We start from the raw sequence: 13,313 nt of genomic DNA on the forward strand, positions 1-13,313 counted from the left end.
CCCATGGACGCTCAATCGATCATCGCGCGACGGGTTGCACGCGAACTTCGCGCGGGTAACCTCGTCAATCTCGGCATCGGAATTCCGACGCTGGTCGCGAACTTCGTTCCGTCCGATCTCAAGGTATTTTTTCAATCGGAGAACGGATTGATCGGCACGGGACCAATGCCGGAGCAAGGCATGGCCCACCCCCTGCTCACCGATGCCGGCGGACGGCCGATCAGCGCCCTGCCCGGCGCATGCGTCTTCGACAGCGCGATGTCGTTCGGATTGATCCGCGGTGGTCACGTGGACATAACGGTCCTCGGCGGCCTTCAGGTCGACGCCGAAGGACACCTCGCGAACTGGATGATCCCCGGCAAGATGGTGCCAGGCATGGGCGGCGCGATGGACCTGGTGTCCGGAGCAAAGCGCGTCATCGTCGCCATGCAGCACGCCGCCAAAGGGAAATCCAAAATCGTGCAGAAATGCGCCCTGCCGCTCACCTCTTCCCGGCCGGTCGACCTGGTTGTCACCGACATGGCGGTGATCGGCTTCACCGGCGGAAGGATAACACTTCAAGAGACCGCACCGGGCGTCACCGTCGCCGAGGTCATGGCGGTAACGGAAGCGGATTTGTTCATTCCAGCCAACGTTCCGGAAATGAAAATCTGATCGACAAATGCAGGCACGAGGACCTGACATGCGCATCTTCAGCGACTTCAGCGAGTTCAAGGCAGCGGTCGGCACCGAGATCGGCGCCAGCGATTGGATTGAAATAACTCAGGAACGCATCAACCTTTTTGCGCAGGCGACCTGCGACGAGCAATGGATCCACGTCGATCAGGAGCGGGCGAAGAAAGAACTTCCGGGTGGCCTCACCATTGCCCACGGGCTTTTGTCCCTCAGCCTGGCGCCGATGTTCATTCGTTCCGTGATGGGCCTCAAAGGACTGCGCAACACGTTGAACTATGGCGCGGACCGGATCCGTTATCTCTCCCCGTCCCGGCCGGCTCACGGATCAGGGGCCGCACCAGCATCGCGGAAGTGGAGGATATCCCGCCCGATGGCTTGAGGGTCAACTATCACATGGTGATCGAGATCGAAGGCGGCCAGCGCCCTGCCTGCGTCGCCGAGCTGATCGCGCTGCATTACCGCTGATCGTGTTGCCGGGCTGGCAGACCCATCGGAAGCATCGGATGAAGAAGCACACCTGGTATGTGACCTTCGAGATCCCATGGAAAGGCACAGCGGTCCGAAGCCGGCGCTCTCGGTCGACCCAAACGTTTGAAAACGAAATGGAAGCCAAGAACTTTGCACGTGCCCGATCTGACGAGGGATTGGTCGTGACCGCCGGAACAATCATTCCGCATTTGCCGAGACGCGCGATCCCATCGGGAAACATTCTGTTTTGGCTTGAAGAAGGACAGGAACAAGATATCGGGGACGCGGCGGAGGACCCCGACGGACCATCCGGGAAGACCGAATAGAGCCAGCAAGGACGCAAAACTCTCGCCACCTCCAGCTCCCGCCATATGCACGATAATCAACAAAGCGATGAGCCGCGTCGGAATAGAAGCGGGCGCTTGCCAGCCAGTTCACCAATTGCGCTTGAGTGTTGCCATTTTGGCACGGGATCTTACGCCTAAAGTACGTAGGATTCACGTTGCAAGTTGGAATCAATGCAACGCAACACCGTTGGTGGGGACAGCATTTTAAGCCGACGGAAATGGAGAGGAACAGATGAAGAGTTTTTTGCTGGCTACCGTTGGTCTAGTATTGATCGGCATCGCCGCCCCCGCATCCGCCGCAGATATGGCCGTCAAGGCACCGCCACCCGCCCCGCTTCCGGTGATCTACAACTGGAGCGGCTTCTACATCGGCGGCAATGGCGGTTGGGGCCAGAGCCGCAACTGTTGGGATTTCGTTGATGTGGCCGGCGTAGTCTTCGCTGAAGGTTGTCGCGAGCGCTCTGGGGGTCTCATCGGTGGCCAGATAGGCTATCGTTGGCAAGCCAATCAGTGGGTGTTTGGCCTGGAAGCTCAGGGCGATTGGGCGGATCTCACCAACGAGCGCGTCAGTCTGATCAATCCTCTGTTCTCCACTCGCACCTCGACCGATGCTATCGGCCTCTTCACCGGCCAGATCGGTTACGCCTGGAACGCGGCGCTGCTATATGTAAAGGGCGGCGCGGCAGTGACGAGCAACGAATTTAGCATCCTGAGCACGATTACCGGCGCTGAACTGGCCTCGGCTAGCGCGACCCGCTGGGGCGGGGTCGTGGGTGTTGGATTTGAGTACGGCTTCGCACCGAACTGGTCGTTCGGTATCGAATACGACCACCTGTTCATGGGCGATGCCAATAATTCGTTCTCGGTCGTCAACCCGATCGTTGCCGGTGCCCTCAACCGGATCAGCCAGGATGTCGATATGGTCACCTTGCGCATCAACTACCGCTTCGGCGGTTTCGGTGCGCCCGTCGCGGCCCGCTACTGATCAAGCGCGTATCTCCAGCGAGCAAAGCCTTAGCCCCGGCACAGTGCCGGGGCTTTTTTATTGAAGGCGAATTCTGGGTGATGCCGCTGTTTGGGCGAGAACTATAAAGAGCAGTCATCGTCGCTTGACTTAGATCAATGCGCGGGACGCATCAACGAGCGTCCTAGCACTGAAATTTGCAAGCCAACGGGTTTCAGCTCTTAAAGAACGTGTCCCGCAGGCGCTTTTGCTCGCCGTAAGCGGTCGGTGGAGAGGAGTTTTCAGGCGACAGGTTTGCGCTCCGCCGTCATTCAGCCACCAACAAATCGGTGAGGAGGATATTGTGACCCACGTTCTAATCATCGTCAGTTGGCTTGGCGTTGCAAACGGCGCCGTGATTTCGACCCAAGAATTTACTAGCGCAGAGCGATGCGACGCGGCCCGGCTGGCACTCGTGGAGTACGCGAAGGCCCGAAGCTCCGACGAGACGATCAGGCCGATCTGCATCCAGAAGTGAAAGGGAGTGGTCGCCATAGTCGCGACCGAAGCTGCCCAAGTCGGAGTTGGTGTCGAGATGAACTGCCAGCATCGTTTGTGGCTGGCTTGCCACCCTGCAAAAATTGCGGATGCTTCACCAGAAGGTGTTACCAAACCAGCCAAACTGCGGCTGCCGCGCGACGAGGACCGAACGCGGCGGCACGTGCCGCTTCACGATTTTGCGTGGCCGTTGGGGCTTCAGTTCTCGCCTTCCTGGGTCGGATGGTTGTAGCCGCTTCGCATTGGATGGCTGCATCAACGCAAATGCTTCGCGTTCCCGCTCCTTTACAGAAACGTCGGTGACCGGCGCAGGACTGGCGACGCGGTCTTCCGCAATCGTGGCCTGCGCGGGAACGGTCGTCGGAAGGGTGGTATCGAAGACGATGCGCTCCGGCCATTTCCGATCCGAATGAATGCGGATGATGGGTGAATTGACGTGCGCACTCTCCCTGATCGCCAGTCTGGTCAGACATGCATCCAGAATGAACACCAGAGTGAGCAATACTCCACCGACATAAAGGAAATATCGCGACAGCGGCATGCGCTGTACTCCCGCGACTCGGGTGAACGATCCGACGCTTCGTCTTGAGGTCCGCACGCAAATCAACGTCTTGGAATTAGCTGCGAGTACTTTAGACGGATGGCGACTTACTTAGCTGTCCAACCGCCGTCGATCGTATAGTTCGCGCCGGTGATCTGCGCCGCGTGGTCGCTGCACAGAAATAACGCCATCGCCGCCACCTGCTCCGAGGTTACAAACTCTTTGGTCGGCTGCGCCTCTAGCAGCACATCCGTGATGACCTGCTCCTTGGTCAGGTTGCGCGCTTTCATAGTCTCCGGAATCTGGCGCTCGACCAGTGGCGTCCAGACATACCCGGGGCTGATACAGTTGCAGGTGATCTTGTACGTCGCGAGCTCCAACGCCACGGTCTTGGTGAGGCCAGCGATACCGTGCTTGGCCGAGACATAGGCCGACTTGAATGGCGAGGCCACCAAAGAATGTGCGGAAGCTGTGTTGATGATGCGGCCCCAACCGCGCTCCTTCATGGCGGGAACCACGGCGCGGATACTGTAAAACGCCGACGACAGGTTGATCGCAATGATCGCCTCCCATTTCTCCGGCGGAAATTCCTCGATCGTAGAGACGAACTGGATGCCGGCATTGTTGACGAGGATATCGACCGAGCCGAAGGTCTTCTCGCCGAGCACGACCATCTCAGCGATTTCGGCAGGCTTGCTCATGTCGGCAGGCGAATACGCCGCCTTGACCTTGAAATCGGTCTCGATGCCCGAGCGTTCCTTTTCGATATCGGCAGGCGCGCCAAATCCGTTGATGACAACATTGGCGCCTGCGCTCGCGAACGCACGAGCAATTGCGAGCCCGATGCCGCTGGTCGATCCGGTCACGATCGCGGATTTGCCCGTCAACGCATCCATTTCACTTGCTCCTGTTTGCGGGCCATGGATTTAGTCAAACGGATGCAGCGGCATTTTTAGAAGTGCCAATGCCGAACTTATGGTCCGTTCGTGAATCGCACGACGACGTTCAACAAACATCAAGGACCACGGTCGAGGTGGCGAATACGCCTTGCAAGTCGTGGTAGATCCGTGAACATAGTTGCTCTCCACGCCCGCTTCGCGTTGATCTCGGGCAGGATCCTGTCTCGGCACAATGTCCTCTTCGCCACAATGTCGAGCAATCCACGACGGAAGGGTTGCTACTGCCGCAAGAAAGCCCTATCAGCGCCGTCCGACGCGATTCACCGGACCTCCACGGTTCATCGGCGTCCCAGGCCGTACCGCCTCTCGCGCCGCAGCTCGCGCAACCGGGCGCGGGCGCAGCACGACGCCTGGTCTTACAATGCAACCTGCGGGATAGTCGACATACTGGCAGTATACGACGGCGCTGGCCGGCTCTGTCGTTGCGGTCATGAAGCCGACAACCAGCAAGGCTGATAATGTGATCGAGAGTTTCATTTTGTTCTCCCTATGTCAGAGCCTCCAGAAGATCCCGAACCTTCGGCACCTCGATACAGCCCTCTCAAGGTCCATCCGGAGCGCGACCTGGAGGCTGACCACGGCCGCCACTGCCGGATTGATACAGATCAAGGCCGCGCTCATTCACTTCCGTGGGCTATCCTGAGCGAACCCGGGTCTGCACGGCGCATAGCATGAAGGACGCCAGGGGCGTCGGCCGTCATGTAGTTGGCGTACCTCAACACTACTTGGGCCATCCGCGCTTCTTTCGATCTCCCTCTTCGCCGCCCGCCAGCAACGTCGTTCGCAATACCTCAAAGATCACGGCCGTCGACCAGCCGAACAACAGGACACCATTCATCGCGGTCATCGGCCCGAGCAGATGCCAACGCTTGACGGGGGTTACGTCGCCGTACCCGAGGGTCGTATAGTTTACAAACGCGAAGTACATCAGGTCCGTGCCTTCGGGCGCGACGTCGACCGCCGCGTAAGTCAATGTCCAGACCAGCACCTCGGCAAGGTGGGCGATCATCAGGACGGTCACGGCGGCAATCATGATCGCAATCAATCGAACCGTTTGATATGCCGTTGCCAACTCATCCGCGAGGCGCGCTACCCTTATAACGGTCACCATTACCAGAGCATGGATCGCAATGTTGCACCCGCTTGCGGCTGCACCCACGAGAAACTGACGCAACATAAGCAGACCTCCGGAGATGGACCGCCTGGCCGGGGCCGGCAGTCTTGGCGCCGGGGAATGGTCGAGCTTTGACTCAACGCCTCAATCGATGATGTGATATCCACCGTCGATATACATGACGCCGCCAGTGATCAGCTTCGCGCCGTCGAGCGCCAGGAATGCCGTCGCCGCGCCGACATCGTCGATGCTCACGAGACTCCGTGTCGGCGCGGTGGTTTGTGCTTTGTCCATCAGCTCGTCGAACTCGGGAATTCCAGAAGCTGCGCGTGTTGCCAGCGGTCCCGGTGAAATCGCGTGCACCCGGATTCCCTTGGGACCAAGTTCTGCGGCGATATAGCGAACGGCAGCTTCCAGACCTGCCTTGGCAACGCCCATGACGTTGTAGTTCTTCACCACCATCTGGCTGCCGTAGTACGTCATGGTGAACAGCGTGCCGCCGTTCTTCATCAGCGGCTCCGCCAGATGCGCCATCCGCATGAACGACCAGCAGGAAACATCCATCGTCTTGAGAAAGCCGTCGCGCTCGACATCGACGACGCGCCCGTGCAGCGCTTCCTTCGGAGAGAAGGCAATCGAGTGAAGCAGAAAATCGAGCTGCCCCCACTCCTTCGCGATCCGTTCGAATACCTGTTCGGTCTGCCCTTCGGTATTCACATCGAGCGGCATGAAGATTGGCGCCTCGAGTTCCTTCGCCAGCGGCTCGACGTGTTTTTTGGCCCGTTCGTTCAGGTAAGTGACCGCAAGCTCCGCGCCCAAGGCCCGAAACGCCTTGGCGCACCCCCATGCGATCGATTGATCGTTGGCGATGCCGACGATCAGTCCTTTTCGTCCCTTGAGCGCGACCCTGGTCTCTGGAAATACGGGAATTGTCATGACGCTCTCTCGCGTTTCAGACTGGAGGATGAGTTCCGATTCCACAGCAGCGACAATGTGTGCTGTGCAATCATGAGCTCTTCATCGGTCGGCACGACGTAAACGGGAATGCGGCTGTCGGTGCGCGAGATCCGCGGCGCGTGACGGGCATTCTCGATCGGATCAAGCGACACGCCGAGCCATTCGAGCCGCTCTGCGATCCTGGCGCGAATGCCGACGGAATTTTCGCCGATGCCTGCGGTAAATACAAAGGCATCAAGCCCTTGCAAAGCAGCCGCCAGCATTCCGGCATGGAGCCCAACTCTGTACACAAAGTAGTCAACGGCAAACGCTGCGTGGGGATCAGTGCTGTTCTGAAGCTCCCGCATATCGTTGCTGACGCCGGAAAGTCCCTTCAGCCCGCATTCGCGGTACAGAACATCCTGCACCTCGGCGGACGACATGCCTTTTTCGGTCATCAGGTATAGAACGACTCCGGGATCGATCTGGCCGGTGCGCGTTCCCATCGGAAGCCCATCGAGCGCGGTGAAGCCCATCGTGCTCTCCACGCTCCGTCCGCCGTGTATGGCGCACATGGAGGCGCCGCTTCCGAGATGCGCCACGATGACTCGCGCCCGGGCAATTTCCGGTGCAACGTTCGGCAGCGTCTTTGCGATGTACTCATAGGAAAGGCCATGAAATCCGTAACGGCGGACTCCCTCCTCGTGCAGCCGGCGGGGTATGGCGTAGTGGTCCGCGACCTCGTCGTGGTCACGGTGAAAGGCCGTGTCGAAACAGGCGACCTGGGGCAGAGCAGGAAATTTGGCAAGCAGGATTCGGATCGGCGCCAGATTGTGGGGCTGATGCAACGGCGCAAGTGCCGTCAACCGCTCAAGACGTGCGACGACGCCATGGTCGATCAGCACAGGGCGATCATAATCGGGACCGCCATGGACGACGCGATGGCCCACCGCGAGCGGGCGCAATTGATGTTCATCCCGCAGCCAGGCGCTTGCGAGCATCAAGGCTGTCGGAACGTCCGGTACAGCCTCGATCGGATAGCATCGATCCGCCAACGTTTCGCCTGCCGCGCCGGTAGCGCGCAGCCGGGGACGGCTGCCGATGCCGTCCATCTGGCCCTTGATCTGCCGGCGCAGCCCACCGTTTCCATCTACGGCAAACACCTGGAACTTAACGCTTGAGGAGCCGCCATTGACGACGAGGATAGTATCCATGGCCGTCACGCTGCGGCTGTCTGGGCGCGGCGGCGCCGCCCGTCGGCGTAGAGCGTCGCAACGGCGCAGGAAGCCATTCGAGACCTCGGGGAATCCGCCCGCGACGTCAACACAATCGGAACACGGGCGCCCAGCACGATGCCGGCACCGTCCGCCTTGGCGAAGTAAGCCAGGTTCTTGGCCAGCATGTTGCCTGCCTCAAGGTCCGGCACCACAAGGATCTGGGCCCGTCCCGCCACTTCCGACTTGATACTCTTGATCCGTGCCGCTTCCCGGTCGATCGCATTGTCGAAGGCAAGCGGCCCATCGAGCAGCCCGCCCGTGATCTGCCCGCGGTCCGCCATCTTGCAAAGCGCGGCAGCCTCGATGGTTGACGGAATCTTCGATGTGACGGTTTCGACCGCCGACAAGATGGCGACCCGGGGCGATGTACCAAAACCTGCCTGCGTGTAGAGATCGATCGCGTTCTGCACGATGTCGCGCTTGCCATCGAGATCCGGAAAGATGTTGATCGCGGCATCGGTGACGAAGATGGTTTCGCTGTAGGCCGGAACATCCATCACGAAGACGTGGCTGATTCGCCGTTCCGTACGCAGTCCACCTGCCTTTGCGGTCACGCTTCGCATAATTTCGTCGGTGTGCAGGCTGCCTTTCATCAACATCTCGCCCTTGGCCGCGTGAATCAACTCGACGGCCTTTGCCGCGGCAGCCTCGCTGTGAGGCGCATCGACCAGTTCAAATGCGCTGATGTCGATACCGTGCTTGAACGCGACCGCCCTGATCTTCGCCGATGGCCCGACAAGTACGGGCTTGATGATGCCCGCCTCAGCGGCATCGGTTGCGCCGCGCAACGAGCTTTCGTCGCATGGATGCACAACGATGGTTGTCGCCGGCGGGATCGCTTTGGCCGCTGCAATGAGACGATCGTATTTCGCGCCGGGTCTCGCTTCGCCCGCTTCGATGGATGCAATGCCCATATCCAACTCTCCGATCTAATCGCCACCGCTTATGACGCCTTCGCCCGCGATTTTCCGGCGAGACCAAACAGTTCAGTCACGCGATCGAACCGCTTGGCTGCCTCGCCGGATATTTCCGCACTCGCGGACAGCACGCTGCGGATTGCCTCCAGGCCGGCACGCCGCTCGCCTTCGTCAGGCGGAAGTAATTTGGGTATGGCGGCAAGGCTTGCCGCCGGCTCGAGCAGCAATATGAAGAATTGCTCGCGCACGATCTTCTTGAACTGCGCAAGCGTCAGACGCGAGCCTGCATCGTTGGCGCGAGCCCGCCGCAATGCCTCCAAGCTCCGCTCGTCGACCATCCCCCGCGAACTTCCGACATAGAGCAGGCCGCGAATGACGCCTTCCCTGAGACCGCCGCTGCCGACCTGCGATCTGAGCTCGGCGATGCGCGCCTCCAGGCGCTCGCGATGTTCCGACGACATCTGCGGCTTTGGCGAAACGTCGGCATCCGGCGTGATGCCGACGGCGGCTTGCAGCACCGGCGATCCGTAGATGCCGAGAAAGACCGCTTCACTCAGCGCTTCCTGCGTGTCGCGCCATTTATCGAGCACATCGACGATGTTCTTCGAGACCGTCTCCTGAAACTTGACGAACGGATTATCCTCTGCCGCCGGCTTACGCTGCTCGCGAATGTTGTCAGCAGCTCTCGCGACGCCCTTCATGACGACATTATCGCCTCCAAAGGCCTCGTAAGAGACGCGTAGAGGATGCCACTGGCGCATCAACTCCGCCATTTGGGGAGTAACTGCCGCACGGACCCACGGCCGCACGAACTTCCGGTAATTCGAGAGATTGATTTCGGATACACGTGCGGCTGTCGCAAACCGCCGTTCATCTTCGGCCGAGTTGCCGCCCATGGCCCTGATATCGTCCAGCGTGCGCCGTTCGCACCGCATGATCCACTTTCCAATCGCGAGATCGGGATTGGCCGTGTCGGCGGATTTAGCTTCGAAGGTCGCCTCGTAAAGCCCGGGCGGCAGCACATCAATCAGGTCGATGTTGCTTGAGAATTCGCTGTGCTCCTTCTTGGCGACGCCGCCGGAGACAAAGATACCGAGATGCCCGACCGTCTCGTGAACGGTGTAAACGATGGTCTGCCCATACGCCCGGATCTCGTCGACATCGTGGTAGAGATCGAGAATCCAGCCGAGCGCCTGCTGCGGCGGCGTGATGTTGTCACCCTTTGAACAGAACACGACAATAGGCGAGGATATCTTTCGCAGGTCAACCGTCTGGCCGTCGGACGTCTTGATGCGTCCCGCAGCGAGATTATTGCCGACAAACAGCTCATCGACGATGAACTGGATCTCCTCGGCATTCAAATTGACATGGCCGCCCCACCAGCGCTCGAACTCGAGATAACGATCGGCCTCGGTGTCGACTTTCGAATAGACGTTGTACTGCTTGGTCCAGAGCGTATTCGAGGGATTCATGTTCTCGAAGTTCTGCACCAGCCACGCCCCGTCGAACTTGCCGCCGCCGAGATCGCTCGTTAGCGCGGTCAGCCAGCTTCCGCCTAATAGGCCGCCCGAGTAGCGCATCGGATTCTTGCCGCGGACGCCGGCCCAGTAGGACAACGGCGCGCCGGCGATGATCAGCGGGCCAAACAACTCCGGCCGCAGGGAGGCAAGGATCATGACCGCCCAGCCCGCTTGGCAGTTGCCGATCACGCACGGCTTGCCGTCGGCTTCCGGATGCAGAGCGATCACTTTCTCGATAAAGACAGCCTCGGCTCTCGCGATATCCTCGATGGTTTGGCCAGGCATCGGTTCGGGCAGGAAACCGATGAAGTAGCAGGGATGGCCGGCTTTCATCGCCACGCCGATCTCGCTATCAGCCTTGAAGCCGCCGATTCCCGGACCGTGACCCGCACGTGGATCGACCACGACAAACGGACGGCGCTTGGTATCAATCTCGACCCCGCGCGGGGCAGCCACCCGCACGAGGCCGTAATTGACTGGCCGCCGAAGCCCTCTGCCGTCGACGATCAATTCGACTTCATAGTTGAGGACGTGAGGCGCCGTTTCAGCCATGTGTTCGCGGTACTGCAGTCCGCGCTCGCGCATGACATCGAGGAACAGAACACTGCGCTGCCCGGTATCGACCAGATATTCGAGACCGGATGCAAAGAGCCCTGGAAGGGTCTCGCCGGAGAAGGCCAGCTTGTCGATAGACATGCTCAAATCTCTCACTACTTGCAGCCCTGCATCAGGATTGCGCTCGGGTGGTCGGGACCATTGACATAGGTCAAGGGGAGAGCTCTTGTTTGACGCCGCCGTCACATCGGAATGCGCGCAACTGTCAGGCGTCGGCGGTCACTTTTTCCATGCTGCGCTCGGCGACGGTTGCGGCGGCGTCCGTCCGCTCTTCGCGGATCCATGCCATCGTCAGTTCCCAGGTCACCGCCAGGATGATGGGTCCGACAAACAGCCCAAGGATGCCATGGGCCAGCATCCCGCCCAGAACACCGACGAAGATGACAAGCATGGGCGTATTCAGCCCGCGCCCCATCAGTATCGGTTTCAAGACATTATCGGCCAGCCCCACGATCAAGAGGTAGATCGTTAGCGGAAGAGCTAGGCCAAAGTCCTTGGTAGCCCAGATCCATATGATGACGGGAATAAGGATGATTGCCGATCCGATCTGCAGGATCGCAAGAACCAGCACAAGGAAAGCCAATAGGCCCGCATGAGGCACGCCTGCGAGCTTCAATCCGATACCGGCCAGCAGTGATTGAAGGACAGCAACGCCGATAACGCCCTGCGCAATCGTGCGTATCGTCAGTCCGGCGAGCGCCACGAAATCCTGGCTACGCTGGGTAACCAGACGCGCCTGAATCCTTTTTATACCCCCCACGAGGCCTGGACCGTAGTGGAACAGGAAGCCCGCCAGCACCACCGAGGCGACGAACTTGAGCGTCCCCAAGCCCGCGCTGCCGGCAAAGGCAAGTACCGGACCAGCCAATGGCTTGAGGTGCGGAGCGACCTCCTTGAGTGCGACCCTCAGGTTTGTCGAGGCATGATCCCAGAGTTCGTAAAGCTGGGCGCCGACGACCGGCCACGCCTTGACGCCTTCAGGCGGTGACGGAACGACCACGGCACCGGCGCCAAGCTGCCGAGCAAAGTCCTGCAAGCCGTCGACCACCCCGTAGCCAAGCCATGTCACCGGTCCAATGACGATCGCGAGACTGATGACCGTGATGATCGCGGCCGCCAGCTTCGGCCGATCGCCGAGCCGAACCGATAACCAGTTGTACGGCGGGTACAGAGCCACGGTCAGAACCATGCTCCAGACGAGTATGGGGATGAAGGGGCGAACAAGAACGAACGACCAGTAGACGAGGAAGGCGAGCAGACCCAGGCGGAGCGCCAGTTGGATCATCTCTCCTCCGGATATCGTCTGTCGAATTACCCTCTGGGCCATCGTTTCGACCTCGTCGACGCGCGCAACAGCCCAACCGCGGACCGAATGCTGGCCGATAGGACTTCACCTGACATTCAGAACCTATCGGCGCTCGCCCAAGCTCGCGCTTGATCCAGATCAAACAGCAGCACCCAAAGGTCGCTCTGGCTGGTCAAGTGCACTGTCAGCGCCGGGGAGCTTCTGTGATGCCTGAAGCCGCCAAGTATTCGGTCCGCGAGCATCTTCGCGACGACCGTCCAATCACGATCCGTGCGCTGCGTCCTGAAGACAGGGCCGGGATGCTCGCGGCGATCGGGCGGACCAGCATGCAATCGCTGCAGCGGCGCTTCTTCGCGCCAAAGAAGGGCTTTTCCGAGCAGGAAATGGCCTTCTTCCTCAACATCGACTTCGAATCCCACGTCGCCATCGTCGCGGAAATCTCCGAAGATGGTCGCCCGGTCATCGCCGGTGGCGGACGCTATATCGTGGTCCAGCCAGGCCAGGCGGAGGTCGCTTTCGTCGTGGTGGACGCCTATCAGGGCCAGGGTATCGGAACGATCTTGATGCGGCATCTCGCCGTCCTGGCGCGCAACGCCGGCCTCAAGGAATTGGTCGCGGAAGTGTTACCCGAGAACACGGCCATGCTGAAACTGTTCAAAAAGTTCGGCTTCCGGACCGACGCGAAAGGATCGCCTCAGGTGGTGCACCTGACGCTGCAGCTACCTTGAACACCGAGGATCCCGGCGGAACTCGCTCGGCGCTACCGCAGCCCCAGCAGCGAGCGGCGATAGCCGTTGCTACGGGCTTCCTCCCGGCACACAAAACTTCCAGTAAAGCCGCGGCCATACCGTCGTTGCCGCTTCGCGTAATAGATTCCCTTGCCGAGATCGAGCCAGACGACCACGTCGGCAGGGCAATGTCGTTGCGCCTGCGATTCATAACGGAACGGCGTCAGCGGATTCGCAGAGGCGCCGGCCGCACCATAAGCAATGATCGAAGCGGTTATCACGCCCGTCGCCCACAGCCGGAAACTTCGCATCGACAAACTGCCCGCTTTCAGCCGACGAAATGATCGCAGCAGCTCAATCGAAAAACAACTGCCTTTTGTCCGCCGCACAGGCCGACGGCGCGGGACAG

15 protein-coding genes and 1 pseudogene are annotated in these 13,313 nt (G+C 60.1%); 6 read left to right on the forward strand and 10 right to left on the reverse strand.

What is annotated here, in order from left to right; all coding sequences use genetic code 11:
• Positions 1-3 precede the first annotated feature (3 nt).
• The 5 genes and pseudogenes from ACFXS9_RS16565 to ACFXS9_RS16585 all read left to right on the forward strand — a co-directional run bounded on the left by ACFXS9_RS16565 (position 4) and on the right by ACFXS9_RS16585 (position 2,971).
• Positions 4-654 carry a 3-oxoacid CoA-transferase subunit B gene (locus ACFXS9_RS16565; protein WP_392690386.1) on the forward strand — a complete coding sequence of 217 codons (651 nt, stop codon included), beginning with the start codon at positions 4-6 and terminating at the stop codon, positions 652-654.
• Between the two features lie 28 nt (positions 655-682).
• Positions 683-1,140: pseudogene (locus tag ACFXS9_RS16570) on the forward strand (MaoC family dehydratase).
• A 38-nt stretch (positions 1,141-1,178) separates the two neighbouring features.
• The gene (locus tag ACFXS9_RS16575) at positions 1,179-1,469 is read left to right on the forward strand and encodes a hypothetical protein (RefSeq protein ID WP_392690388.1); all 291 of its coding nucleotides are present in this window, start codon (positions 1,179-1,181) and stop codon (positions 1,467-1,469) included.
• A gap of 253 nt (positions 1,470-1,722) precedes the next feature.
• Positions 1,723-2,475 (forward strand): outer membrane protein, encoded by a 753-nt coding sequence (locus ACFXS9_RS16580; RefSeq protein ID WP_392690390.1) that lies wholly within the window; start codon positions 1,723-1,725, stop codon positions 2,473-2,475.
• A gap of 322 nt (positions 2,476-2,797) precedes the next feature.
• Positions 2,798-2,971, forward strand: coding sequence for a hypothetical protein (locus ACFXS9_RS16585; RefSeq protein WP_392690392.1), 174 nt, complete (start codon positions 2,798-2,800; stop codon positions 2,969-2,971).
• A 114-nt stretch (positions 2,972-3,085) separates the two neighbouring features.
• On the opposite strand, the gene ACFXS9_RS16590 is transcribed toward ACFXS9_RS16585, so the two are convergent.
• The 9 genes from ACFXS9_RS16590 to ACFXS9_RS16630 all read right to left on the reverse strand — a co-directional run bounded on the left by ACFXS9_RS16590 (position 3,086) and on the right by ACFXS9_RS16630 (position 12,155).
• Entirely contained in the window at positions 3,086-3,532 is a 447-nt protein-coding gene (locus ACFXS9_RS16590; protein WP_392690394.1) for a hypothetical protein, read from the reverse strand.
• Between the two features lie 107 nt (positions 3,533-3,639).
• Positions 3,640-4,428 (reverse strand): 3-hydroxybutyrate dehydrogenase, encoded by a 789-nt coding sequence (locus ACFXS9_RS16595; RefSeq protein ID WP_392690396.1) that lies wholly within the window; start codon positions 4,426-4,428, stop codon positions 3,640-3,642.
• Between the two features lie 303 nt (positions 4,429-4,731).
• The gene (locus ACFXS9_RS16600) at positions 4,732-4,968 is read right to left on the reverse strand and encodes a hypothetical protein (protein ID WP_392690398.1); all 237 of its coding nucleotides are present in this window, start codon (positions 4,966-4,968) and stop codon (positions 4,732-4,734) included.
• A gap of 244 nt (positions 4,969-5,212) precedes the next feature.
• Positions 5,213-5,668: a potassium channel family protein gene (locus ACFXS9_RS16605; RefSeq protein WP_392690400.1), complete on the reverse strand. Its 456-nt coding sequence runs from the start codon at positions 5,666-5,668 to the stop codon at positions 5,213-5,215.
• An 81-nt stretch (positions 5,669-5,749) separates the two neighbouring features.
• The gene (gene fabI / locus ACFXS9_RS16610) at positions 5,750-6,541 is read right to left on the reverse strand and encodes an enoyl-ACP reductase FabI (RefSeq protein WP_392690402.1); all 792 of its coding nucleotides are present in this window, start codon (positions 6,539-6,541) and stop codon (positions 5,750-5,752) included.
• On the reverse strand, positions 6,538-7,755 hold the full coding sequence (locus ACFXS9_RS16615; protein WP_392690404.1) for an acetate/propionate family kinase: 1,218 nt from the start codon (positions 7,753-7,755) through the stop codon (positions 6,538-6,540). Before ACFXS9_RS16615 ends, fabI begins: the two co-directional genes overlap by 4 nt.
• A gap of 5 nt (positions 7,756-7,760) precedes the next feature.
• Positions 7,761-8,732, reverse strand: coding sequence for a phosphate acetyltransferase (locus ACFXS9_RS16620; protein WP_392690406.1), 972 nt, complete (start codon positions 8,730-8,732; stop codon positions 7,761-7,763).
• Positions 8,733-8,761: 29 nt separating this feature from the next.
• Entirely contained in the window at positions 8,762-10,951 is a 2,190-nt protein-coding gene (locus ACFXS9_RS16625) for a DUF3141 domain-containing protein (RefSeq protein WP_392690408.1), read from the reverse strand.
• A 124-nt stretch (positions 10,952-11,075) separates the two neighbouring features.
• Positions 11,076-12,155 carry an AI-2E family transporter gene (locus tag ACFXS9_RS16630; protein ID WP_392690410.1) on the reverse strand — a complete coding sequence of 360 codons (1,080 nt, stop codon included), beginning with the start codon at positions 12,153-12,155 and terminating at the stop codon, positions 11,076-11,078.
• A 227-nt stretch (positions 12,156-12,382) separates the two neighbouring features.
• On the opposite strand from ACFXS9_RS16630, the gene ACFXS9_RS16635 reads away from it, so the two are divergent.
• A complete protein-coding gene (locus tag ACFXS9_RS16635; RefSeq protein WP_392690412.1) occupies positions 12,383-12,904 on the forward strand; it encodes a GNAT family N-acetyltransferase in 522 nt (173 codons plus the stop codon).
• A gap of 32 nt (positions 12,905-12,936) precedes the next feature.
• On the opposite strand, the gene ACFXS9_RS16640 is transcribed toward ACFXS9_RS16635, so the two are convergent.
• Entirely contained in the window at positions 12,937-13,215 is a 279-nt protein-coding gene (locus ACFXS9_RS16640) for a hypothetical protein (protein ID WP_392690414.1), read from the reverse strand.
• Between the last annotated feature and the right edge of the window lie 98 nt (positions 13,216-13,313).

It is taken from the genome of Bradyrhizobium sp. RDI18 (assembly GCF_043203335.1).
In the GTDB taxonomy this organism is placed as follows: Bacteria; Pseudomonadota; Alphaproteobacteria; order Rhizobiales; family Xanthobacteraceae; genus Bradyrhizobium; species Bradyrhizobium retamae.